At 62.7% G+C, this 23122-nt stretch carries 20 protein-coding genes and 1 tRNA gene; 6 read left to right on the top strand and 15 right to left on the bottom strand.

From position 1 onward, the window contains the following. Window positions 1–44 precede the first annotated feature (44 nt). The 4 genes from AC0L3E_RS11665 to AC0L3E_RS11650 all read right to left on the bottom strand — a co-directional run bounded on the left by AC0L3E_RS11665 (window position 45) and on the right by AC0L3E_RS11650 (window position 4621). Entirely contained in the window at window positions 45–1070 is a 1026-nt protein-coding gene (locus tag AC0L3E_RS11665) for an NAD-dependent epimerase (RefSeq protein WP_473604814.1), read from the bottom strand. Then, window positions 1070–2344, bottom strand: a complete 1275-nt coding sequence (locus tag AC0L3E_RS11660; RefSeq protein WP_127320895.1) for a nucleotide sugar dehydrogenase — start codon at window positions 2342–2344, stop codon at window positions 1070–1072. The genes AC0L3E_RS11665 and AC0L3E_RS11660 overlap by 1 nt, the downstream gene beginning before the upstream one ends. 43 nt (window positions 2345–2387) lie before the next feature. Further along, entirely contained in the window at window positions 2388–3665 is a 1278-nt protein-coding gene (locus tag AC0L3E_RS11655) for a sugar transferase (protein ID WP_245472705.1), read from the bottom strand. 365 nt (window positions 3666–4030) lie between these two features. Then, window positions 4031–4621 (bottom strand): biotin transporter BioY, encoded by a 591-nt coding sequence (locus AC0L3E_RS11650; protein WP_023808554.1) that lies wholly within the window; start codon window positions 4619–4621, stop codon window positions 4031–4033. Window positions 4622–4738: 117 nt separating this feature from the next. Between AC0L3E_RS11650 and AC0L3E_RS11645 the strand changes: the two genes are divergently transcribed. Next, the gene (locus AC0L3E_RS11645) at window positions 4739–5647 is read left to right on the top strand and encodes an MBL fold metallo-hydrolase (protein WP_292335886.1); all 909 of its coding nucleotides are present in this window, start codon (window positions 4739–4741) and stop codon (window positions 5645–5647) included. Between the two features lie 32 nt (window positions 5648–5679). Here the strand turns inward: AC0L3E_RS11645 and AC0L3E_RS11640 are convergent, their stop codons facing one another. Then, window positions 5680–6465: a DUF1499 domain-containing protein gene (locus AC0L3E_RS11640; protein WP_027035904.1), complete on the bottom strand. Its 786-nt coding sequence runs from the start codon at window positions 6463–6465 to the stop codon at window positions 5680–5682. Window positions 6466–6545: 80 nt separating this feature from the next. Beyond that, a complete protein-coding gene (locus AC0L3E_RS11635) occupies window positions 6546–8174 on the bottom strand; it encodes a fatty-acid--CoA ligase (RefSeq protein WP_027035903.1) in 1629 nt (542 codons plus the stop codon). 182 nt (window positions 8175–8356) lie between these two features. Here AC0L3E_RS11635 and AC0L3E_RS11630 point away from each other — a divergent pair, with 182 nt between their 5' ends. Together AC0L3E_RS11630 and AC0L3E_RS11625 are read left to right on the top strand one after the other, a co-directional pair. Next, a complete protein-coding gene (locus AC0L3E_RS11630) occupies window positions 8357–8713 on the top strand; it encodes a hypothetical protein (RefSeq protein ID WP_013532740.1) in 357 nt (118 codons plus the stop codon). 143 nt (window positions 8714–8856) lie between these two features. After that, window positions 8857–9246, top strand: coding sequence for a DUF427 domain-containing protein (locus AC0L3E_RS11625; RefSeq protein ID WP_128308532.1), 390 nt, complete (start codon window positions 8857–8859; stop codon window positions 9244–9246). 39 nt (window positions 9247–9285) lie between these two features. Here the strand turns inward: AC0L3E_RS11625 and AC0L3E_RS11620 are convergent, their stop codons facing one another. The 3 genes from AC0L3E_RS11620 to ppdK all read right to left on the bottom strand — a co-directional run bounded on the left by AC0L3E_RS11620 (window position 9286) and on the right by ppdK (window position 14096). Next, complete coding sequence (locus AC0L3E_RS11620) at window positions 9286–10026, bottom strand: polysaccharide deacetylase family protein (protein ID WP_127327117.1); 741 nt, start codon at window positions 10024–10026, stop codon at window positions 9286–9288. Between the two features lie 169 nt (window positions 10027–10195). Continuing rightward, window positions 10196–11299, bottom strand: a complete 1104-nt coding sequence (locus tag AC0L3E_RS11615; protein ID WP_128308533.1) for a glycosyltransferase family 9 protein — start codon at window positions 11297–11299, stop codon at window positions 10196–10198. Between the two features lie 118 nt (window positions 11300–11417). After that, a complete protein-coding gene (ppdK, locus tag AC0L3E_RS11610; protein WP_473604813.1) occupies window positions 11418–14096 on the bottom strand; it encodes a pyruvate, phosphate dikinase in 2679 nt (892 codons plus the stop codon). A gap of 223 nt (window positions 14097–14319) precedes the next feature. Between ppdK and AC0L3E_RS11605 the strand changes: the two genes are divergently transcribed. The 3 genes from AC0L3E_RS11605 to AC0L3E_RS11595 all read left to right on the top strand — a co-directional run bounded on the left by AC0L3E_RS11605 (window position 14320) and on the right by AC0L3E_RS11595 (window position 15337). Continuing rightward, the gene (locus tag AC0L3E_RS11605; RefSeq protein ID WP_127290804.1) at window positions 14320–14664 is read left to right on the top strand and encodes a VOC family protein; all 345 of its coding nucleotides are present in this window, start codon (window positions 14320–14322) and stop codon (window positions 14662–14664) included. A gap of 128 nt (window positions 14665–14792) precedes the next feature. Further along, window positions 14793–14867 (top strand) — tRNA-Gln (locus tag AC0L3E_RS11600). A 47-nt stretch (window positions 14868–14914) separates the two neighbouring features. Next, entirely contained in the window at window positions 14915–15337 is a 423-nt protein-coding gene (locus AC0L3E_RS11595) for an Hpt domain-containing protein (RefSeq protein ID WP_127327114.1), read from the top strand. Between the two features lie 16 nt (window positions 15338–15353). Here the strand turns inward: AC0L3E_RS11595 and AC0L3E_RS11590 are convergent, their stop codons facing one another. From AC0L3E_RS11590 to AC0L3E_RS11565, 6 genes are all read right to left on the bottom strand, one after another. Then, entirely contained in the window at window positions 15354–16778 is a 1425-nt protein-coding gene (locus tag AC0L3E_RS11590) for a glycosyltransferase family 2 protein (RefSeq protein ID WP_473604812.1), read from the bottom strand. Then, the gene (locus tag AC0L3E_RS11585; RefSeq protein WP_127327112.1) at window positions 16778–17815 is read right to left on the bottom strand and encodes a HEAT repeat domain-containing protein; all 1038 of its coding nucleotides are present in this window, start codon (window positions 17813–17815) and stop codon (window positions 16778–16780) included. The genes AC0L3E_RS11590 and AC0L3E_RS11585 overlap by 1 nt, the downstream gene beginning before the upstream one ends. 2 nt (window positions 17816–17817) lie before the next feature. Continuing rightward, complete coding sequence (locus tag AC0L3E_RS11580) at window positions 17818–19560, bottom strand: YaiO family outer membrane beta-barrel protein (RefSeq protein ID WP_473604811.1); 1743 nt, start codon at window positions 19558–19560, stop codon at window positions 17818–17820. After that, window positions 19560–19952: a response regulator transcription factor gene (locus tag AC0L3E_RS11575; RefSeq protein ID WP_127270163.1), complete on the bottom strand. Its 393-nt coding sequence runs from the start codon at window positions 19950–19952 to the stop codon at window positions 19560–19562. Before AC0L3E_RS11575 ends, AC0L3E_RS11580 begins: the two co-directional genes overlap by 1 nt. Window positions 19953–20228: 276 nt before the next feature. Next, window positions 20229–20606 carry a response regulator gene (locus tag AC0L3E_RS11570; RefSeq protein ID WP_127270165.1) on the bottom strand — a complete coding sequence of 126 codons (378 nt, stop codon included), beginning with the start codon at window positions 20604–20606 and terminating at the stop codon, window positions 20229–20231. Between the two features lie 5 nt (window positions 20607–20611). After that, a complete protein-coding gene (locus AC0L3E_RS11565; RefSeq protein ID WP_256745770.1) occupies window positions 20612–23047 on the bottom strand; it encodes a hybrid sensor histidine kinase/response regulator in 2436 nt (811 codons plus the stop codon). Between the last annotated feature and the right edge of the window lie 75 nt (window positions 23048–23122).

Raw genomic sequence — 23122 nt, 5'->3', positions numbered from 1 at the left:
ACGTGATCATGGAACAGCGCGGATCAGCCGGGAAACGCCGAACCCTATCCCCGCCCGAAATACGCCTGGTACCACTCGACGAACCGCCCCACCCCTTCGGTCACTGTCGTCGTCGGGCGGTAGCCGACCGCCTGCTCCAGTGCCGAGGTGTCGGCGAAGGTATCGGGCACGTCGCCGGGCTGCAGCGGCAAGAGTTCGACGATGGCTTTGCGGCCCAGCGCGTTTTCCAGCGCCTCGACATAGGCAGTCAGCTTCACCGGGTTGTTGTTGCCGATGTTGAAGAGGCGCCAGGGGGCGCTGCTTGTGGCCGGATCGGGACGGCTGGAGTCCCAGGCGGCATTGCCCGTGGCCGGGCTGTCGCTGGCGCGGATCACGCCTTCGGCGATGTCATCGACATAGGTGAAGTCGCGCGTGTGCTTGCCGTTGTTGAACAGCTTGATCGGCTCACCGGCAAGGATGTTTTTGGCGAACAGGAACAGCGCCATGTCCGGGCGCCCCCAGGGACCATACACCGTGAAGAAGCGAAGACCGGTCGTCGGCAATCGGAACAGATGGCTGTAGCTGTGCGCCATCAGCTCGTTGGCGCGCTTGGTCGCGGCGTAGAACTGCAGCGGATGGTCGGCCGGACGATGCTCGGAAAACGGCATGTCGGTGTTGGCACCGTAGACACTGGATGTACTGGCATAGGTCAGGTGCGCGACGGCGCTGTTGCGGCAGGCCTCCAGCATGTTGGTGTAGGCGATGATGTTGCTTTCGACATAGGCATGCGGGTTTTCCAGGCTGTAGCGAACCCCGGCCTGGGCGGCGAGATGGATCACCCGGTCGAATGCATGGTCGGCAAAGCAGGCGTCGACCACGCTCTTGTCGGCGAGATTGCCGCGGATGAAATGATAGCCGGCATTGGTCTTGCGGCTCGCCTCGTCCAGAAGCCGCAGCCTCGCCTCCTTGATCTCCGGATCGTAATAGTCGTTGACGTTGTCGATGCCGACGACCTCGTCACCGCGCTCCAGCAGCCGCTTCGCTACGTGATATCCTATGAAGCCGGCCGCGCCGGTGACCAGAACCTTCATCAGAAACGCCCATCCGTGACATGCCTGGGGAACAGACCCTTGATGTCGTAGATGACGCCCGGGGTCTTGCAAAGCGCCATCAGGCCGTCGACGCCTAACGCGCGGAACTGCCTGTGGCCGACGGCCACGATAACGCCGTCATAACGCATGTCGGGAATGTCCTTCATGCTGGCTACGCCGAAGGCACGCGCGCATTCCTGCGCGTCGACCCAGGGGTCCCATATGTCGATGCCGGCATTGTATTCCTTCAGTTGGGCAACGATATCGGCTACCTTGGAATTCCTCAGGTCCGGACAATTTTCCTTGAAGGCCGCGCCCATCACCAGAATCCGGCTGCCAACGACAGGTATTCCCTTGCGCATCATCAGGCGGGCCGTCTGATCCGCCGCGTGCCGACCCATGCCGTCATTGATACGGCGGCCAGCAAGAATCACCTCCGGATGATAGCCGAGTTCCTGGGCCTTGTGGGTGAGATAGTAGGGATCGACGCCGATGCAGTGGCCGCCGACGAGACCAGGCGTGAAGCGCAGGAAATTCCATTTGGTGCCGGCGGCTTCCAGCACTTCGGACGTATCGATGCCGAGCTTGCCGAAGATAAGCGACAGCTCGTTCATCAGCGCGATGTTGAGGTCGCGCTGAGTGTTCTCGATGACCTTGGCCGCTTCGGCGACCGCAATGCTCGAGGTACGGTGTGTGCCTGCCGGCACGATCGAGGCATAGAGCGCATCGATACCTTCGGCCGCTTCCGGCGTCGAGCCGCTGGTGACCTTGACGATCGTTTGCAACCGATGCTCGCGGTCGCCCGGATTGATGCGCTCGGGACTGTAGCCGAGGAAGAACCCCTCATTGTAGCGCAGGCCCGAATGTTTCTCGATCAGCGGCGCGCACACCTCTTCCGTGCAGCCGGGATAGACCGTCGATTCGAAGATCACCACCGCGCCTGGCGATATGACCTCGCCGACCAAAGTCGATGCCATGATCAGCGGTTTCAGATCCGGACGGTTGGCCCTGTCGATCGGCGTCGGAACAGTGACGATAAAAATCCCGCAATCGCGCAGATCGGCCTTGTCGGTGGTGAATGTCAGCCGCGACGCAGCACTGATCTCATCGCTGCTGGCTTCCAGCGTATGGTCGTCGCCACGCCTCAGCGCGTCCACCCTCGACTGGTCGATGTCGAAACCGACGACATCCCTGCCGGCGCCGAAGGCGACCGCCAGCGGCAGGCCGACATAGCCAAGCCCGATGATCGCTATTTTCCTGGAGGCGAGATCCATCTGCTTCCTGCGCTTGCTATTCCAGAGCCATGCTTCGCATTGGTTATCTCGCACCAAAGCCGGTAAGCATCGTTTTCAGCGTCTTGAGAGTTATCAAAACGTCCAGCCAAGGCGAAAAGTTCTTTATGTAATAGAAATCATAGTGCAATTTTTCCATAACGTCATCGACGGCAGCCACATGCCCCTGATTTACTTGTGCCCACCCACTTATGCCCGGCCTGACGATATGCCTGTAGCGGTAGAATGGCAGCTCAGCCTCGTACCACTGCGACAGCACGACAGCTTCCGGCCGCGGCCCGATCCAACTCATTTCGCCACGCAGGATGTTGATGACCTGCGGCAGTTCGTCGATCCTGGATTTTCGCAGGAAACGCCCGACTCTGGTGATGCGGTCATCGTCGTGCCTGGTGATCGCCCTTTCCTTGTCGCTGCCGGCGCCAGAGTGCTGGCGCATCGAGCGAAACTTGTAGACCGTGCAGATCTTGCCCCGGTAGCCCATGCGTTGCTGGCGAAACAGCGCAGGACCATCGGAATCCAGCCGGATCAGCAGCGCTATCAACGCCAGAACGGGGGAAAGAACGATGATCAAGACAAGTGCCGAGACCCAGTCGACCGCCTGCTTGATCTTGAGATAGGCCTGGTTTGGATTGAGCGAACCAAGCGTGTTTTCCGACAAGTGCTCGATCTCGACCCGACCGGTCAGCGACTCTCTGACCTGCTTGACGTGGTATACGGGCGTTCCCGAAAGGGCCCGATCCGCGATGTATCGTTCCCATTCCGCGCCAAGATCGGCACGCAGATCAACGACCACGCCGCTGGCTCTTTCGATTATCGTACTGGTCGACTTGATCCAAAACCAATGCACACCCGGTAACGTCTTGAGGCGCTCGACATCTCCGCCGGGAATCACCACGAGCCGGTACGGATCGAGACGCCGGGTCAACAGGCTCAGGCCGAAGTACCAGAACGTGGACTGCGTGAAACTGGCGGCAGCCTGAAACCGGCTGTACTCGAACCGAAAAAAGAAGATGGTCAGGAAAACAGCCCCGTAGGACAGGGCAAATGTCGGCAAGATGTAACTTGCCGCGGCCACGCCCGGGAAATTTCCGATGCGGCGATAAGACAAGAAGCCCACAAGGTGCGCGATGACCGCAGCGGCTACTGTTACCTGAAGATTGGCCGAATAGATAAATTCAGGATTGAAGACAATCCGGATGATCGCCGGCGCAAAAATCGCGAATGTCAGTCCGCCAAGCAGTTGAAACCGAATCCTGAACAGGAAGTGCCGGCTTCCGACAATAGTCGACGCTGCGACATTCAACGTCTTCCCCCCTTCCCCGAAGCTGCCGTATCGGCGACAGACCAGCGCGATAGTGCATCTGACCTGATCGTTCACAACAACGAATCGGACGTCTCGCCCCCCGGCGATTCGATACAGTCGAAGACCAAGAGCTACGACAGCGCGGTCGCGCCAGCAAGCATCTATTTCTCAGATCAACAGTTCGGGAAATTGAAAAGCCTGGGCTAATAAAGCGACTTAATGATCATTACTGAAGATGTCGCAGCGTCTAGGGCGATATAACCGACAATCTATCGAGGTTGGCGGACATCAGACCGGAAATCCGCCAGTGACGCCGCTCCGGCCAGTGGCTTGATTGCCCCTGGCCGTTTCTTCGATCGCGCGCTTCAGCCGCGCTTCAGCAGCGTCCAGACGGCCGGCACCAGGCTTGCCGCGAGCGCCACCTTGATCAGGTCGCCGACGATGAACGGCACGACGCCGAACTGCCACGACTTTTCCGGACCGATGAGCAGCGCCAGCCAGGCAAAGCCCATTGCCATCATGACGACTTCGCCAACCAGCATGGCGTTGAAAAGCTTGATCGGATGGCGGTCCCAGCCGCGATCCGCCGCCCAGCCGACAATTGCCGCCATGACCACGAAGCCGGCGAGATAGCCGCCGGTCGAGCCGAGCATGTAGGCAATGCCGAGACCCTTTTCAGGCGTGCTCTGGAAGACGGGGAAGCCCATGGCGCCCTCGGCCATGTAGAGCAGCAGGGTGGCGACGCCGAGACGCATGCCGAAGGCGGCGGCGATCAGCAGCACGGCCAGCGTCTGCATCGAAATGTCGACCGGCCCGAGCATTACCTTGGTCTTGGCCGACAGTGTCAGCACAAGCGTTCCGGCGATGGCCAGGAAAAGCTGCGTTGCCAGCCGCGCCGCGCCGTTTTGCGGCAGAGCCAGAGAAACAAGCGGACGCATCGTAGTTGCAATTGCCATGGTATTTCCCCAATCCGATTGCCGCACTCCGATGTTCGCGGCCTCACATCCTCCTATATTGGCTTGCGTGTTGTGCGGCAATCGGTTTTGCCGTTTCCCGAAACAAGGCACCGATGCATGGCACTGAAATTCGATACCGGCTTCGACCCCTTCTATGGCCAGGGGGTGAATGTCGCGCCCGATGTCCAGCGCATCACGGCCCGCAATCCAAGCCCCTTCACCTTTCACGGCACCAACAGCTACGTTGTTGGCCGCGATACGCTGGCGGTGATCGATCCGGGGCCGGAGGACGAGGCGCATCTGCGGACCCTGATCGAGGTGATCGCAGGCCGGCCGGTCAGCCATATCTTCGTCAGCCACACGCATCGCGACCACTCCCCGCTGGCGGCCCGGCTGAAAGAGCGCACCGGCGCCCTCGTGCTGGCAGAGGGGCCGCACCGGCCGGCAAGAGCCCTGCATATCGGCGAGACCAATGCGCTCGATGCCAGTGCCGACACGGCTTTCATCCCTGATGTCGCCCTGCCCGACGGCGAGGTGGTCGACGGCGACGGCTGGTCGATCAGGACGGTTCTGACCCCGGGCCACACCGCCAATCATGCGGCGTTCGCGCTGCAGGGAACCGGCATCCTGTTTTCGGCCGATCATGTCATGGCCTGGGCAACCTCCATCGTCGCCCCGCCGGACGGGGCGATGGCCGACTACATGGCCTCGCTGGACCGCTTGATCGAACGCGGGGACCGCTTGCTGTTGCCAGGACATGGCGGGCCGGTGACAGCACCGCGCGCTTTCATGCGCGGGTTGAAGACGCATCGCAAGATGCGCGAGCGCGCCATTCTGGAGCGGGTCAAAGAGGGGGACCGGACGATCGTGGACATGGTCAAGGCGATCTACAGGGACACCGACCCGCGGCTGCATGGCGCCGCCGGATTGTCGGTGCTTGCCCATCTCGAGGATCTGACGGCGCGCGGCCTGGTTGTGACCGACGCCGCACCGGCCATCGACGGCATTTTCACGCCGGCCGGATAGGCCAACCTGGACCGCTGCCAAGTGCCGAAGCCTTATTCGGCTGGCGCGGCGCCGACCTGACCGGCGACTTCCTGGTCGAGCTCCGCCAGGAATTCGGTGATGCGCGCGGCATTGTCGCCAAGGTCGTAGCGGCCGTAGCGGGATGCCGACCGCATATCGACGATGACCGTGTCGCCATCGTCCGTCACGCGGATCGCCACATCGGCGGGAAGGCCGATCACGAAGCCCTTGGCGACGGCGGTGATGGTCACCTCGCTTTGCCCGGCGAGATCGGGATAGGGCTCCGACAGCTCCCAGTCGCGCCGGTCGAGTACGGTTTCGACGGCATTGACGACAGTCTCGAACGGCAGGTCGTAGCTGCGTGCGCTGACCAGCGGATAGCTATCGGCCTGCAGCCGCTGTTCCCCAGGCGTCGACGGCGCAAGCACGTTCATATCCTTCGTCCGGTCGCTCACGTCGAGCGCCGGCGGTTCGTCGAAATCCGTCGAGATATCCCTGAGCGGCGGATAGATCGTCGCCCAGTAGGCGGCGACGCCGTAGGGTGCGAGCACCAGCAGTGCCAGCAGCGCGCCGACCGTCAGGTCGCGGCCGCCGCGGTCACCGAAATTCCACAGCCGCGAAAAGGCAAACCCGGCAAACAACAGCGCCATCGCCGCCAGCAGCGCGACAATGCCGAGCACCCACAGAAAGACAGGAGTTTCGACGAGATCGAAGCGATGGCCCACAAAGACCGTCAGCAGCAGCACCAACGAAAAAGCGGCCGTGCGCCGCGACCAGCCGGCCGCCTTCGACGTTTGCCGTTCAGGAATGCTAACCATCGTTTTCCGTGCTGCCCCAACCCGAACGGAGACTTAGTGCCTTTTTGCGATGGCATGAAGCCGAAACATGCACCATCGCGTCAATCGGTCGGCAAGCGATAGTCCTTGAATTGCTGGCGCAAGGTGATCTTCTGGATCTTGCCGGTTGCGGTGTGCGGAATTTCGCCGACGAAAGCGACATCGTCCGGCATCCACCATTTGGCCACCTTGCCGTCCATGAACCCGAGAATGTCAGCCTTGGTCGGTTCCTTGCCCGGTTTGCGGACGACGACCAGCAGCGGCCGTTCGCCCCATTTCGAATGCTGAACGCCGATGGCTGCCGCCTCGGCGACATCGGGATGGCCGACAGCCAGGTTCTCGAGGTCGATGGTCGAAATCCATTCGCCGCCGGATTTGATGACGTCCTTGGCGCGATCGGTGATCTGCATGTAGCCGCCGGCGTCGATGTGGGCGACGTCGCCAGTGTCGAACCAGCCATCCTCATCGAACTGCTCCACGCCGGCGTCGCCATAATAGGCACGGGCAACGGCCGGCCCACGCACTTTCAGGCGGCCAAAAGTCTTGCCGTCCCAGGGCTGCTCGTTGTTGTCGTCGTCGGTCACCTTCATTTCGACGCCGAAGGGCGGGTAGCCCTGTTTCTGCTGGACGTCGAGCCGGGCTTCGCCCTCAAGACCGGCATGGTCCGGCTTCAGGGTACACAGCGTGCCGAGCGGCGACATTTCGGTCATGCCCCAGGCGTGGATAACCTGGACATCGTAGTTCTGCTGAAACTTGGTCATGATCGCGCGCGGGCACGACGAGCCGCCGATGACGACCTTGTTGAGATAGGGAAGCTTCTTGCCGGTCTCCTCCAGATGCTGCAGCAGCATCATCCAGACGGTCGGCACGGCGGCGCTGAAGGTCACCTTCTCGGTGTCGAGCAGCTCATAGATCGACGCGCCATCCATCTTGCAGCCGGGCATGACCAGCTTGGCACCGATCATCGGCCCGCTCTGGCCAAGGCCCCAGGCATTGGCGTGAAACATCGGCACGACAGGCAGGATCGTATCGCGCGACGACAGCCCCATGGCGTCGGGCATGGCAGCGATCATGGCGTGCAGCACGTTCGAACGATGGCTGTAGACGACGCCCTTGGGATCGCCCGTGGTCCCGGACGTGTAACACATGCCGGCGGCGGTGCTTTCGTCGAAGGTCTTCCAGGCGAAGTCGCCATCCGCTTCGTCAAGCCAATCTTCATAGGCGACCGCGTTGGGCAATGTCGTCGGCGGCATATGCGCCCTGTCGGTCAGCACGATCACCTGTTTCAGCGACTTGACGGCGCCGGCGATCTTCTCGAGCAGCGGCACGAAGGTCAGGTCGACGAAGACTGCCTTGTCCTCGGCATGGTTCATGATCCAGACGATCTGCTCGGGAAACAGCCGCGGATTGAGCGTGTGGTAGATGGCGCCGATGCCCATGATGCCGTACCAGGCCTCGATGTGGCGCGCGGTGTTCCAGGCCAGCGTGGCGATACGGTCGCCCATCCCATAACCGTCACGCTCCAGCCGCTGGGCGACCTTCAGGGCGCGACGATGGATGTCGGCGTAGGTGGTGCGCACGATCGGCCCTTCGATCGAGCGCGACACGATCTCGCGCACGCCATGCTGCCGCTCGGCATTGTCGATGAGCTTATGGCAAAGCAGCGGCCATTCCTGCATCAGTCCCAGCATTCGGTCCTCCCTCACGCTTTTGCGTTGTGCTTTTCGGGCTATTGTGGAGCGAACCGGCGGATTGTCCAGCCGCCAGCACCCCTGAGCGCCGCATTGGTGGAAAACCGCCACAATCCGGCCATCGTCGGCGTTAAGTTTCGTTAACGGGCAAAGGGGGCGATTGGCGACTGAAAGAGGTTCGCATGGACGCGCAGCTCGACGACAAGGCTCTCGAGAGTACGCTTGCCGAAAGTCTGGCCGATCTGGTGCCGGACACGAAGACTGTTTCCGAAGATGAATTTGTCGAAGTTGTCGGCGGCGCGCTGGAAGCGGTCGGCGGCACGCTGCTGTTCAAGATGTGCGTCCAGAATCAGGGCGAGGACCAGCACGTCGCGGCCGCGTCAGTCGGCGATGGCGGAAACCGCCAGTTCCTGCTGCTCACCTTGCCTACCGGCGGCGGTTCCCTGAAGGTCGAGACCGTCTCGAGAAGCAGCAACCCGGTCGCCGGGATCGCTGCCGCCTATGCCGGTCTCATGGACGTGTTCAAGGCCGCTGCCTGACCGCTGACGACAAGTATCCCGAGGATTCCAAGGGGCGATCCATCGGCGTCGGCTAGGCAAGTTTTGCGTGTTGGATGGCGATAGCGGCTTGCGCAATGCGCTTGCGCGACACACTTAAAGTCGACGCAAGGAGAGCCCCCCGCATGGATCAGACCGCCAACCCCGCACCCGGTTTCCAACGCAACCCGGACAAAATCATCACTGTCGAGCCCTATGCCGGCACCGTTACCGTGCGTGTCGGAGACGTGGTCATCGCTTCAACAACGGAGGCCAAGGTGCTGACCGAGGCCCCCTATCCGGCGGCCTTCTACATTCCGTTCGCCGACATCGATTTCGGCAAGCTCGGCCGCAACGACCACTCGACCCATTGCCCCTACAAGGGCGATGCAAGCTATTGGAGCGTGCTGCCTGCCGGCGAGACCGGCCAGAACGCCATGTGGGCCTACGAGCGGCCTTTCGACGAGATGGCTGAAATCCGCAACCACGGCGCATTCTACGCCAGCAAGGTCACGATCGAAGCCAAACCGGACTGAGCCAACGCCGAAGGCATCGAGATATGCTCGGCTGGCCACTCACTCCGTCGTACCGTTATTGCCGATGCCCTCGGCATCGTCGAGCCGCACAAAGGTCAAGCCCTTGGCCTTGAGCGCCAGCAGCCCCTGCACCACGCCTTCGCCGGCCGCATGGGTCGGCTGGTTGATGTGCGAGATGATGACGTCGCCATCCTTGGCCGCCGCGATGCGCCGGGCGGTCTCCTTGGCGCCAAGCAAAGAGCCGCCGTCGCCGTTTATCGAGAACCCCGCGACCTTGAAGCCAAGCTTGCGGATCATGGCGATTGCCGACGGGCTGTATTCCGCGGTTGCGCCACGAAACCATTTCGGCGCCGGCTCGCCGGTCCCGGTAAGAGCGGCAGCTCCCGATTCGACCTCGGCCAGCACCGCATCCGGGCTGCCGGCGCTGCGGATGCCGTAGATTTTCCGCGGCGTGTCGACCGCCGGGATGTGGTGGCCGCCATGGTTTTCCAGCTCGAACAGATCGGGATGCGCCCGCATGATCTCGACGGCGGCGGCGTTTCGCTTCAGCCAGATGCCGGTCACGAAAATGGTGGCGGGGATCTTGTTGTCCACCAGCGCCGAAAGGATCCGGTTGTCGGTCTGCCCACCGCACGCGTCGAGCGTAAGCGCCACACGGCCGGCTCCGCTCGCCTGCGACTTGATGTGCAGCGTCGGCTCGACGAGGGGCGCGGCATGGCTGGCGGATGCCATCGCCCACGACAGGGCGATCATGCAGAGATTTTTTTGCAGCAGGCGCATCAAACCGATTCCCGGACCCGTCATTTCAAGCAGGCATCCCAACGACCCGCATGAAGGCGGAAATCGGGATGGCGCATAGCAGAAAAGCGCTCCGCGACAATGTGACCGTTCCTGTGGGCGACAGGTCATTCCACCGCGTCGAGAGCGGTCGTGCATGCGGCGCATGATCTCAGATGGCGTGTTCCAGTTTCATTTCGGTGCGCGAAAGAACCTCGCGCACGGCATCGACCACAGGCTTGACCTCCAGGCCCCAGACGCAGCATGCCTTGCTGGGATCCGGCGCGCGGCAGAGGTTTTCGGCCATGCAGGCGCAAGGCATCGGCGGCTGGAGCGAGATGCTGGGCACGCCGACGGGACCCCAGCGCGACGGCTCCGTCAGACCGAACAATCCGACAACCGGGGTTCCGGTGGCTGCGGCCATGTGCATCGGGCCGCTCTCATTGCCGAGAAACAGCCGGGCCTGTTTCAGCACCGCCAGCAGGCTTTCAAGCGACAGGTCACCGACGAGATTGACGACCGACGGCGCGGTCCTGGCGACGATACGTTCGGCGATCTCGCGCTCGTCCGGGCCGCCCACCAGGACTACGTCCAGGCCGGTCTCGCCGGCAATCTCGACGATCGCCGCTGCAAACCGCTCCGGCTGCCAACGTCGGCCCTCGAAGCTTGCACCCGCATGCACGGCGATGAATGCGTTTGGCCGCAGATGGCGCTTACCCAGCAGCGCCAATGCTTTAGCCGTTTCCATTGGCAGCGGCTGAAGGTTTGGAATCACCGTGCGAAGTTCGATGCCGAGCGCTTCGAGCGGCGAGAGGTAGCGGTACAGGAAATGCTGACCATCAAAGCCGTAGGGCTTGGCAAAAACGTTGGCGGGTTGCCGCTCCAGCATACGCAAGGGTCTTTCGGAAGGACTGTAACCGACACGGGTCTTGGCGTTGACGAGCCCGGTGACGATGCGCGACGTCTTCGAGTCGGTCAGGTCGATGGTCAGGTCGAAACGGAAGCGGCGCAACGCCCGCACCATGGCGTAAAGCTCTTTCCCGCGCTCCAAGGACGTGCCGCGCATGCGGTCGCGCCTGAATGTGACCACCTCGGAAGCTATATCATGGGCGATCACGAAGCTCTCGAAGCGAGCCTCGCACAGAAAGACGATGCTGGCGCCGGGGAATGCGAGCCGCAGGTTCTTGGCGAGCGCCGAGGCGAGGACGAGATCGCCTATGAACTTGGTTTGGACGACCAGGATCGAGTGGAACGGCGCGGGAGAAATCTGCAGCATCTGTTTCCGGGAGCAATTTGCGGATAGCCGCAAATTGGGCAGGAACAATGTCGAGATTGCGCGACGCCGCCAGCACGTTCGCGTGAATTGCCTTACAAAACGGTAAGCTGGATGGATCCTATCGGCGGCCTGCCTTCGCAACCAGCACCGCAGCCTGCGCGGCCGCCAGCCTGGCGATCGGTACGCGATAGGGCGAACAGGACACGTAGTCGAGGCCGACCTCTTCGCAAAAGCGGATCGAGGCCGGATCGCCGCCATGTTCGCCGCAGATGCCGAGCTTGATGTCTGGCCGCGTCGCCCTGCCCTTTTGCGCGGCCATGCGCACCAGTTCGCCGACGCCGTCGATGTCGAGCGAGACGAACGGGTCCTGATCGATAATGCCCTTCTGGCGGTAGGTTTCCAGGAACGAGGCCGCATCGTCGCGCGAGATGCCGAAGGTCGTCTGGGTCAGGTCGTTGGTGCCGAAGGAGAAGAATTCGGCCGACTCTGCAATGACATGGGCACGGATCGCGGCGCGGGGGAGCTCAATCATGGTTCCCGTGAGGTAATCGATCTTGACGCCGGTTTCGTCCATGACGCTCTTGGCAACCGCATCGATGCGCGCCTTGACGTAATCGAGTTCCTTCACCAGGCCGACGAGCGGCACCATGATCTCGGGGACCACCAGCGCGCCGGCCTTCCTGCCGGCCTCCACGGCCGCCTCGAAAATGGCCCGCGCCTGCATCTCGGCGATCTCGGGATAGGAGACAGCCAGGCGGCAGCCACGATGGCCGAGCATCGGGTTGAACTCGTGCAGTGCCTCGGTGCGCTGCCTGAGCTTGTCCGGCGACACCTTCATGGCGGCGGCGACCTCGGCCACCTCCTCCTCGGTCTTCGGCAGGAATTCGTGCAACGGCGGATCGAGCAGGCGGATCGTCACCGGCAGGCCGGCCATGATCTCGAACAGTTCCAGGAAGTCCGAGCGCTGCATGGGCAGAAGCTTGGCAAGTGCGGCGCGCCGGTCCTTTTCGGTGTCTGCCAGGATCATCTCGCGCATGGCGACGATGCGGTCGCCATCGAAGAACATGTGCTCGGTGCGGCAGAGGCCGATGCCTTCGGCGCCGAAGGAGCGCGCCATGCGCGCGTCGAGCGGCGTTTCGGCATTGGTGCGCACTTTCATGCGGCGGACCGCGTCCGCCCACTCCATGATGGCGGCGAAATCGCCGGAAAGTTCGGGCTGCAGCATCGGCACGGCGCCCTTCAGCACCTGGCCATTGCCGCCGTCAATGGTGACGATGTCGCCCTTGCGGAAGGTCGAGCCCATCGCCATCAGCGTGCCGGCCTTGTAGTCGACACGCAGCGAGCCGGCCCCGGAGACGCAAGGCTTGCCCATGCCGCGTGCCACCACCGCGGCGTGGCTGGTCATGCCGCCGCGCGTGGTCAGGATGCCTTCCGCCGCATGCATGCCGTGGATGTCTTCGGGGCTGGTTTCGATGCGCACCAGGATCGCCTTGCGGCCCTGCGTCTTCAATTCCTCGGCGTCGCCGGAGGAAAAGACGATCTCGCCGGTGGCGGCACCGGGCGACGCCGGCAGTCCGATGCCGATGACATCGCGCGCGGCCTTGGGGTCGATGGTCGGATGCAGCAACTGGTCGAGCGAGGCCGGGTCGATACGGGCGACGGCTTCCTCTTTCGTGATCAGCCTGTCCTGCGCCATCTCGACGGCGATTTTCAGCGCCGCCTTGGCGGTGCGCTTGCCGGAGCGGGTCTGCAGCATCCACAATTTGCCGCGCTCGATGGTGAATTCGAGATCCTGCATGTCGCGGTAGTGCTTCTCCAGACTGTCGGAGATGGTGACAAAGGACTGGAACGCGTCAGGCATCAGCTTCTGCAGCGACGGCCTGTCCGAGCCAGCTGCGATACGTGCCGCTTCGGTGATGTTCTGCGGCGTGCGGATGCCGGCGACGACGTCCTCGCCCTGCGCGTTCACCAGGAACTCGCCATAGAGCATCTTTTCGCCGGTCGAAGGGTTGCGCGTGAAGGCAACGCCGGTGGCCGAGGTTTCGCCCATATTGCCGAACACCATGGCCTGGACGTTGACCGCAGTGCCCCAGCTTTCGGGAATGTCGTGCAGCCGGCGATAGGTGATGGCGCGGTTGTTCATCCAGCTCGAGAACACGGCTGATATCGCGCCCCAGAGCTGCTCATGCGGATCCTGCGGAAAAGGCCTGCCGAGCTCTTCCTCGATCTTGGCCTTGTACAGCGCGATGACGCCTTGCCATTCGAGCGCCGTGAGTTCGGTGTCGAGCTCGTGCCCGAGCCCGCCTTTCTGATCCTCCAGGATTTCCTCGAACACCTCATGGTCGAGGCCCATGACGACATCGGAATACATCTGGATGAAGCGGCGGTAGCTGTCATAGGCAAAGCGCGCGTCGCCGGAATCGGCGGCCAGCGCCTCGACCGTCTCGTCGTTCAGGCCTAGATTGAGCACGGTGTCCATCATGCCGGGCATCGAGGCGCGAGCGCCCGAACGCACCGACACCAGCAGCAGTTTCGACGGGTCGCCGAACCGACGGCCGGTCAGCCGGCCGATGTGATCGAGCGCGACCGCGACATCGGCTTCCAACCCGGCCGGATAAATACGGCCGTTGGCGTAGTAGGCGTTGCAGACCTCCGTGGTGATGGTGAAGCCCGGCGGCACCGGCAGCCCCAGGCTGCACATCTCGGCCAGGTTGGCGCCCTTGCCACCCAGGAGATTCCTGTCGCTGGCACGGCCTTCCGCCGCACCATCGCCAAAGGTGAAAACCCATTTGCTCATGCATCGCTCTCCGGTTGCAGGAGACTGGAAAGATTGGCGAAACGGAAAGTTCCGCCGGTCCGTCCTTGGAGCGATATGATGCTGCAGTGCGAAAGGCAAGACATCGGCAAAGCCACCTGGCCACTACAATCGATTAAGCAAAGCCGTGCTCCAGCATGCGGCAAAAAGACTTGCCAAGTCAGGAATTCTGGTGTAGAACATACAGTGAACAAACAGGTGCGCCATGAAACTGCCGGGAAAACTCGACTATCTGGAAATGCCCGCGACCGGTGGAACGCTGGACCGGCTGAAGGCTTTCTACAGTACCGCCTTTGCCTGGTCGTTCACCGATTATGGGCCGACCTATTCGGCCTTTGCCGAAGGCCTGGACGGAGGCTTCCAGGCAGATGCCGCGGAAGCGCCATCAAAGCCGCTGCCCGTGCTCTACAGCAGGGATCTGGAGCAAACCCTCGACGCTGTCGAAAGCGCCGGCGGCACGATCGTCAAACCGATCTTCCCGTTCCCCGGCGGCCGGCGCTTCCACTTCGTCGATCCAGCCGGAAACGAGATGGCGGTGTGGTCCGAATAGCCCGCTGCATATCATTTGCCAGCGCTGCGTTGCCTGCCCAATTCGAGCGTTCCAACCGTCACTCATAAGGATTGTGCTTTTTGGCTGCTCTGCTAATAACGCGCCGCACAAGCGACTCTGACGGCAATTGGGGCGTCGCCAAGTGGTAAGGCATCGGTTTTTGGTACCGACATTCCCAGGTTCGAATCCTGGCGCCCCAGCCAATTACTTTTTTTCTGGTGATGGCAGCGCGCTTGTCCACAGCCCAGGCATGCCAGTGTCGTTGCAGACCAGCCTGGTGCCGTTCTCCTCCGACAGGGGGGCGTGCTCGACCAAGCAGTCCATTCCAACCCGCGCCGCTTTCTGCTTGAATGACCCTCGACGTCCCGCAACGGAGCATCGGCCTATCTCAAACGATCCCTTCGCTTCCTTGCAGCAACGTTTCCTTGCCCGGTGTGCGGATCGGCTCGTGGAGTTGAAGGCCGCCCGTGAGAGGAGGGCTGTGCCCGGCAGCAGTTCCGGCGATACGCTGATCGGGATCGCTCACTCGCTCGCAGGGGGGGCCGGAACGTTCGGCTTTCCGGATATCAGCGTGCGAGCGTCCGAGCTTGAGACGTTGCTGATCGAGCGGTCGGATGTCGCACATACTGCGCTCGATGCGCTTATTGCGGAGATCGAGCGGACGCTGAAGTGACGTCAGCCGAAGAGGCTCACTTCTTCGGTCCAGTCAGGCCGGTCCTGGTCATCTCGCCCCAGCTCTGGTCGGCGCGCAGATACTGCCACCAGCCCTTCACGCGCCAGAAATTGTTGAGCTGGCGGTAGCCGAAATTCTCGATCACCGCCACGGCCGTGAGTACGGCAAGGTCCCGCGCGCGCGGAAAACGCTGAAGCTCGGCTTCTTCGAGAACCAGCGAACACACGCTCACGCAAACGCCGTAGGTGAAAACCAGCGACGTGAATGCCAAGAGATATTCGGTCGAGAGGATGCCGAGTAGCCAAAAGGCCGGGATCAGCACATAGCCCAGCACCTCCGATATGGGCCCAAGCACATCGACAATCAGTATGTGACCAAATCCGAGGAAGCCGACCCGCCCATAGCGGGGGTTGAAGAGCATGGAGCGGTAGCGGAAGAAGCACTCGAGCGCACCGCGCTGCCAGCGCGTGCGTTGCCTGGCCAGAACGCGCAGTGACTCGGGTGCTTCTGTCCAGCACACCGGCTCCGGAATGAACTGGATGCGGTATTTGCGTTTGGTGTCCATCATGTGGCGATGCAGCTTGATCACAAGGTCCATGTCCTCGCCCATCGATCCCTTGGTGAAGCCGCCAACCGCCACCACTTCGGCGCGGCGGAACACGCCGAAGGCGCCGGACACCAGCATCAACGTGTTGATGCGGCTCCAGGCCAGCCGTGCCATAAGGAAGGCCCGCAGATATTCGACCACTTGGAACAGTGCCAGCAACCGGCTGGGTAGGCGGATCTCGCGCACCCTGCCCGCTTCGATCCTCGATCCGTTGGCGATGCGGATCGTGCCGCCGACGGCGATGGTGCGCTCGGGATCGTCGATGAAGGGCTGGGCCGCGCGCATCAGTGCATCGGGCTCGAGGATGGAGTCGCCGTCGATCACACAAAAGAGCGGCGCGCGGCAGACATTGATGCCGGCATTCTGGGCATCGGCCTTGCCGCCATTTTCCTTGTCGACCACGAACAGCCGTTCGGTCATCGGCGAGGAATAGAGGCCGCGGATCGGCTTGTGCGTCAGGGCCTCCTCATAAGGCCGGTGGAATTTCACCAGCTTGAAGCCTTCGATAAGGCGCTGCAGAGTCTGATCCTTCGAGCCGTCGTTGATGACGATGACTTCGAAATTCGGATATTCGAGCGCCAGCATCGAGTGCACGCTCTCGACCACGTTCACTTCCTCATTGTAGGCGGGCACCAGCAGCGCGATCGGCGGCGCTACGTCGCCATAGCGGTGCCACAGCAGAGCCGAACGCGCGACCGGCGGGCGCTTGGACAGGGCGTAGGCGGCGATGATGAGCTGCAGCAGGTAGACCGCCGTCTGCGCCAGCCCCGCCCCGATGATGAACCAGGACAGGATGGAGGCCCCCAGAACGATCTCTTGGCTCCAGTCGAACATCAGGTGGCTGGCCCCTCGGCAAGGATCAGCGAGGCCGTGCGCTGCCTGCGCGAGACGTCGCTGGCGGCGATCTCGCGCAGCACCTGCTCTCCCTTCTGGCCGAACGAGCGGAGCGCGTTGGCAGCGGCGTAGCGCACAGTCCATGCCTCGTCGTCCATAAGCTGCGCGAGGGGCGCGGCGAGTTCAGACAGGCCGAGGCGGCCCGCCGCGTCGGCAGCGTCGGCGCGTACATCCCAGCCGCCATTTTCCATCGCCTTGATCAGGATGGCCGGCGCATTGGCATGTCCGGTCAGGCCGAGTGCCCGCAATGCGGCTGCGGTAACCTCCGGCGACGGATCGCCGGCCGCGCGGGCAAAGAACTCACCAAACCGGAACCCGCCGTTGCGGGCAAGCGCATCGATTGCGGCCGCCCTGATGAAAGGCACCGCGTCCTGACGTCCGGCGTAATCCCTGAGCTCGTCGAACCGCTTTGGCGGAAAGCGCCTGAAAAGCTCGATCAGGCGTCGCGAGCGCTGCCCCGCCACGCCGATCTTGCGCAGCGTTACGACCAGCGGCGGCAAGGCGCCAATATCACACAGCGCGATGGCGACGGCGATCCTGACTTCGCGCGAGCGGTCACGATCGAGCGCCGAAAGCAGGTTTGCCACCGCGTTTTCCGAACGCAGCGCCGCCAGCATCTCGGCCGCGTGGATGCGTTCGGCGCCGTTGCCTTTTTCAAGCTGGGTGCCGACAAGGGTCGGCAGGCCACATTCATTGAAGGCTGAAAGGAGCTCGTCGTGCTCCTCGCCGCGCAACAGCGAAATAAACTCGAAGCCGGCATCGATCGCCACCCTCGCCGGTACCGCAAGCAGCGCCGTCTTCAATGCCTCGCGATCCCGATTTTCGGTGAAGGCGATCAGCGCCGTCAGAAGAAGGCGCCGCTGATCGGCGCCCGCCGTCCCCCGGCGCTCCTGCAATACCCGACGCACGATCAGCAGAAGCATGATCGCCAGGGAAAGGGCACTGAGCAGGATGGATAGGTGCCAGATGTACAACATGATCAGAACCGCGCGGTTAGGCCGAGCCCGAATGTGGTTCGGTCGAATGTCGGGCGCTGCTCATGGGCGAGGCTCCCGCGCAGCGTCAGCGGATCGGTGACGTCCCAGGAGATGCCGGCAAAGATGGTACGCGTCGGCACCAGCGTGCCGTCGGAGATCTCGGGTGCATCCCCATAACCACCAAACACATTGACGCTCGGGACAACTGCAACATCGGCTCGCAGGACATAACCATCGGCGCGCGTGCCGATGTCGTCGGCTGCGTGGACCCAACGTGCCGAAAGCCCCAGCCGGCCGTCCAGGACATAGACCTGCACCCAAGGCGAGATTGTGGTGACCTCGGCGGTGGCGAAATTGTCATAGCGAGCATCGATGTTGAGCGAGAACGGACCGAGCGCTTTCGCGGGCGCCATGATCCGCCACGAAGCGCCGGCCCCGACCGAATATCGTGCCAGGAAGTCGGCATCCGGCGTCGCCGCTGCCAGCACATAGGCCGAAACCGTGGGAGAAAAGGCCTGGTCGATGCGGCCGTCGATCTGAACATCGGTGCGACCGTAGCGAGTCGCCATCCGGGTGCGGCCCGAAATGGTCGTTTGCGGGGTGGGCCGATAGGCAAGGCCGGTCGAACTGTCTGTCCAATCACCAAGTCCATCGGTGAGGTCGCTCACTTCGCTACCGATATCGAGCCGCCATTTGCGCGGCGGTGACGCAGCTAGTCTCTGCTCGATGTCGCGCGAGCCGGGTTCGAGGGCAAGCGCCTGCCGGTAGGCATCGCGCGCGGCGTCGTCGTCGCCACGGGCGCGGCGCACATCGCCGATTCCCACCAGCGCTTCGGCATTGCGCGGATCAATCGCCAGCACCCGCTGAAACGACTGCTCGGCCCGCGTGTAATCCCGCTCGAGCAAAGAAATCCGTGCGTCGAGGGCGATCGCCTCGGCGTTGCCTGGCGCGGTGCCAAGCACATCATCGATCATCGCGCGGGCGCGCGGCACGTCGCCCTGCCAGATCGCCAGCCGGACCTTGCCGAGGCGGGCGTCGAGAAGGCCGGGCTTGATGGCCAGCGCCTGGTCGAAGAAATGCCCGGCCTCGTCGAATTTCTGTTGGGAGCCCGCCACGAGACCCATGGCGACCAGGATGTCGGTGTTTTTAGGCGCCAGCCCGAGCGCGCGGCGATAGGCGTTCTCCGCCTCGGGCAATTGTCCCGCCGCCCGCAATCTCTGGCCCTTCTCCATCAGGCCGGCGACAGGATCCGGCCGCGGCGGGCGCAGCTTCTTCCTCGCGGTCGCAGGCTTCTGCTTGCTGCTGTCGGCCTGCTGGGCCTTGCGGATGTTGGCGACAAGCGTCGCCGCGTCGGCATTGCCCCGCTCGGCACGCGACACCTCTTCTGCCAGTTGCAGAGCGGCGTCCAGATTGCCGGAGCGGAACTCGACCTGAGCGATGCCGAAGCTGGCATCCAGATAGGTCGGCGCAAGCGCAAGCGCCCTGGAAAAGGCTTCACGCGCCGCCGGCAGATTGTTGCGGCCAAGCTCGGCGAAGCCAAGTTGCACCAAGGCGTCGGCACTGTCGGGCTTGATCGCCAGCGCACGCCGCAACAGCTCCGCCGCCTCGTCGAAATGCTGAGCTTGCCTGGCCTTGACGCCGGAAGCGTACAGTTCGTCGACCGCCTGGGCCAGCGCGGCGGCAGGCGCCGATTCAACCGCCAGGAAAACGCATGCCGCAAGGACGGCGCGACGGCCACGCCACATCAGCGTTTCCCGCTCTTGCGCGCCAGCAGGCGCGCAAGCCGGGCCAGGAGCTCCTCGGGAATGAAGGGTTTCACAAGGTAGTCGTCGGCCCCCTTCTCAAGGGCCGAGACGATGTCCCTTTCGCCCTTGCGGGCGGTCAGCATGACAACCGGGATTTCCGACAAAGCCGGGTCGCTCTTGATCCGGGCAAGAACCTCCAGGCCGTCGGCCTTGGGCATCATCGCATCGAGCACGATGATGTCCGGCGCCTCATGCTCCGCCTTCAAGAGCGCTTCCGCCCCGTCTATGGCCTTGATGACCTCGTATCCCTTTGCCCTGAGCCTGAATTCCATCAGTTCGAGCAAGAGGGGATCGTCATCGCAAATCAGAACTCTTGCCTTCGCTCCGTTCATCAGCCTTGCTCCGGTTCGCGCCTCGTTTTGCCGCTTGCCCCCCGGAGTGATTGATCCATGAACCGACATCCGCCAACGCGGTTCATGCAGACAGACACATTCTTCTCAATCTCTCGCCGAGCTCCGCCGATGCCGCGCGATTATAGACAACCTGATTCGCTACGCCTGCACCTCGGCACAATCAGTAGATGAATAAGGCGACATGGTATAGGAGCCGTGAACGGCGTCGCACAGTCTGCAGCCAGACTGCGCTCGGTGCCCACGCCAAACGTCGGCTCAGGCGCGCGATAGAAGCAATCTTTTGACTTCACCGGCAAGCGCAAGCGGGTCGAACGGCTTGGCGATCACCCCTACCGCCCCCATCGCCAGATAGCGTTCGACTTCATGCGTCTGGGTGCGCGCGGTGATGAACACCACGGGTATCGAAGCCGTCGGCCCAGACTGGGCCAAGCGCCTCAGCGTCTCCGGCCCATCCATGTCCGGCATCATTACGTCGAGCAGAATGAGATCGGGCCGCCATTCGGCGGCATCGACCAGCGCCTGCATGCCGGACGGGCAGGACCGCACCTCGAATTCCGGCTCGAGCTCCAGCGACATCTGGGCGATTTCGCGGATATCGTCCTCGTCATCCACATAGAGAATCCTTGCGGGCATGAGCGTCACTCCTCGGCGTGCGCGGCAGGTTGAGTGCGGGGCGAAACCAACATGCTCCTGACCAGCTTTGCCACATCGATTTCCGACGCCCTGGTCTTGGTCATGATGGCCTGAACCCGATCACCGAGTTTCTGGTCGAGCTCCGCCGCCGAAAACACGATGACCCCGGTCTCGAGCGGCAGATCGACCAGCAGGTCCAACCCCGAGCCATCGGGGAGTGCAATATCCAGGATAACCAGGTCGAAGAGATGCTGCGCGATCGCCTCCCGGGCGTCCTTGAGCGTCTTCGCCGAAGTAATCGAGACACCCGAACCCAGCCCCTCCGACATCACCGCAAGCACGCCCTCATCGTCCTCGACATGGAGAATCTTCGGCCTCTGCTCGGTCCTGCCAGCAAGGATCTTGGCAAGGGCGGCGTGAAGCCGCTTTGAATCCACCGGCTTCTCCAGCCAGTCGACGATACCGACGGCGCTGCCGTTGAGCGAGCGCCTGGCCTCATCGGCAACGGCGGAGATGACGATGACCGAAATGTCGGAATTCACCGGCGATGCCCTAATGTCGTGGAAGAGTTTGATGCCGGATTCCCCCGCCAGCTTGATGTCGAGGGTCAAGGCCACGTATTCGCGGGACCGCAGAAGCGCCTTTGCGGTGGCGATATCGGGTGCGACGTCGCTGGAAAAGCCTTCCGCATCCAAGAGTGCCGCAATCACTGCGGCGACGTCGGTCTCGTCTTCACAGATCAGAACCCGTAGGCGCCCATCGGGCTTCCGCGTCAGGTGCGGTGGCGGATACGGCCTTGGGTGGTGCCTGCGTACTTCTGCAAGGTCCACGTGGAACGAGGTTCCCTTGCCTTCCTCGGTTTCGAAGGAAACGGCTCCGCCCAGTTTTTCGGTAATGGCCTTGACGATGCTCAAGCCTAGGCCGGTGCCGCCTATCTTACGGGTGCTGGAGGCGTCGGCCTGCTCGAACTTTCCGAATATACGGCTGCGGAAAGCCTCCGGGATGCCAGCGCCCTGGTCCATCACGGAAATCCGCAGCATGTCGTGGTCATGACGCTGGAATTTCACTGTGACAGTACCGTCGGCATGCGAGAACTTGATCGCATTCGACAGGAGGTTCGCCATCACCTGATGCAGGCGATCCGGATCGATGTTGGCCTCGGCGCGCGGCGCATCGTCGATCAGAACGATCCTGATCCGGCTGTCAGCCATGTAGTTGGAGCTGGCGGCAATGGCCTGCTCCAGGACCTGACGGACAGGCATCTGCTTGATCTTGAAGGTGATCACGCCCGATTCGATCTTCTCCATATCCAGAATGTCGTTGATGAGAAGAACCAGCCTTTCGCTATTGGTGTGCGCGATGTTGACGAGATTGGCGGCCTTGGGCGGCAGTTCGCCGGCCACACCGGCCGCAATCAGCCCAAGCGAGCCGCGGATGGAGGTCAGCGGGGTGCGCAATTCGTGGCTGACCGTGGAAATGAAATCATTCTTGAGCTGCGCGGTGCGCTTCTGCTCGGTGATGTCGCGATTGTAGGTGATGACGCCGACGATCTTCCCGGCCTCGTCGCGGAAAGGGGCCTTGAGCGTGTAGAGCCAACCTTGCCGGCCATCCGGGAAAAGCGCGGGCTGGTCGATCCGCAACGTCTGCCCGGCCTCCAGCGCGCCCATCTCATCCTGCCGGAAGCGTTCGGCCACCTCCCTGGGGTAGAAATCGAAATCCGTCTTGCCGATCAGATCGTCGACCGAAGCGGCGCGAACCATTTCGGCGGTGGCGGGGTTGGCGGCGATGAAGCGGCCGTCGACATCTTTTATGTTCAGGCAATCCGGCAGTTCGCGAACCATGGCCCGGTAGGTCATGTTGGACATCAAGAGCTCCCGCCTGCGCTGCTGCCGGTCGAGCAGGACGCCGATGATGATTGTGCTGAGAAAGCGGAACACGAGGGACGGGAACGTGCTCTGCTGCACAAGGCCGGTGACGGCTTGCGCCGGGATGACCAGGAGCGTGATCAGCCCGGCGAGAGCGACCGTTACGCCAAGACCGAATATGTCGTACATGGTGCGCGATCGGGCCGCGACGATGTGGTGCCACGCAATGCCGACGATTGCGGTGATGAGGATACCCATGACACCAGCACCCGCACCCTGTCCGCCGAGATGGATGCGATAAACAATGGAGCCGAACGTGGCGATGAGCATTGCCGGCCATCCGCCAAAGAACGCGGCAGCAGCAATGAAGGCGGCGCGCAGATCGACGACGAAGCCGGAGACGGACAGGGCCGTCGCCATGGAAATGATCGCGCCCACGCACATGACCACGCCGAGAAGCAGCGACTGCATCCGCCGCGAGAGACGCCCGGTGAAATCCGCCACAAGGTCCCAGGCGACCACGAGGATGGAGACCAGGGCAAGGTTGGCGAGGAGTGAGTGCCAGATGTCAGTCATGACTTCGGCTCCTTTTTTCCGATAAATACCGACAAAACCTATCCGAGGTCTAAAGAAGCTGCCCGGCCATGCCGT

It is taken from the genome of Mesorhizobium sp. WSM4822 (genome assembly GCF_055811155.1).
This window is presented reverse-complemented; position numbering and strand designations above follow the sequence as displayed.

Coding starts and splice junctions, on each gene's coding strand:
- AC0L3E_RS11665 (WP_473604814.1), bottom strand. CDS start 1,070: ATGAAGGTTCTGGTCACCGGCGCGGCCGGCTTCATAGGATATCACGTA.
- AC0L3E_RS11660 (WP_127320895.1), bottom strand. CDS start 2,344: ATGGATCTCGCCTCCAGGAAAATAGCGATCATCGGGCTTGGCTATGTC.
- AC0L3E_RS11650 (WP_023808554.1), bottom strand. CDS start 4,621: ATGGCAATTGCAACTACGATGCGTCCGCTTGTTTCTCTGGCTCTGCCG.
- AC0L3E_RS11645 (WP_292335886.1), top strand. CDS start 4,739: ATGGCACTGAAATTCGATACCGGCTTCGACCCCTTCTATGGCCAGGGG.
- AC0L3E_RS11640 (WP_027035904.1), bottom strand. CDS start 6,465: ATGGTTAGCATTCCTGAACGGCAAACGTCGAAGGCGGCCGGCTGGTCG.
- AC0L3E_RS11635 (WP_027035903.1), bottom strand. CDS start 8,174: ATGCTGGGACTGATGCAGGAATGGCCGCTGCTTTGCCATAAGCTCATC.
- AC0L3E_RS11630 (WP_013532740.1), top strand. CDS start 8,357: ATGGACGCGCAGCTCGACGACAAGGCTCTCGAGAGTACGCTTGCCGAA.
- AC0L3E_RS11625 (WP_128308532.1), top strand. CDS start 8,857: ATGGATCAGACCGCCAACCCCGCACCCGGTTTCCAACGCAACCCGGAC.
- AC0L3E_RS11620 (WP_127327117.1), bottom strand. CDS start 10,026: ATGCGCCTGCTGCAAAAAAATCTCTGCATGATCGCCCTGTCGTGGGCG.
- AC0L3E_RS11615 (WP_128308533.1), bottom strand. CDS start 11,299: ATGCTGCAGATTTCTCCCGCGCCGTTCCACTCGATCCTGGTCGTCCAA.
- ppdK (WP_473604813.1), bottom strand. CDS start 14,096: ATGAGCAAATGGGTTTTCACCTTTGGCGATGGTGCGGCGGAAGGCCGT.
- AC0L3E_RS11605 (WP_127290804.1), top strand. CDS start 14,320: ATGAAACTGCCGGGAAAACTCGACTATCTGGAAATGCCCGCGACCGGT.
- AC0L3E_RS11595 (WP_127327114.1), top strand. CDS start 14,915: ATGCCAGTGTCGTTGCAGACCAGCCTGGTGCCGTTCTCCTCCGACAGG.
- AC0L3E_RS11590 (WP_473604812.1), bottom strand. CDS start 16,778: ATGTTCGACTGGAGCCAAGAGATCGTTCTGGGGGCCTCCATCCTGTCC.
- AC0L3E_RS11585 (WP_127327112.1), bottom strand. CDS start 17,815: ATGTTGTACATCTGGCACCTATCCATCCTGCTCAGTGCCCTTTCCCTG.
- AC0L3E_RS11580 (WP_473604811.1), bottom strand. CDS start 19,560: ATGTGGCGTGGCCGTCGCGCCGTCCTTGCGGCATGCGTTTTCCTGGCG.
- AC0L3E_RS11575 (WP_127270163.1), bottom strand. CDS start 19,952: ATGAACGGAGCGAAGGCAAGAGTTCTGATTTGCGATGACGATCCCCTC.
- AC0L3E_RS11570 (WP_127270165.1), bottom strand. CDS start 20,606: ATGCCCGCAAGGATTCTCTATGTGGATGACGAGGACGATATCCGCGAA.
- AC0L3E_RS11565 (WP_256745770.1), bottom strand. CDS start 23,047: ATGACTGACATCTGGCACTCACTCCTCGCCAACCTTGCCCTGGTCTCC.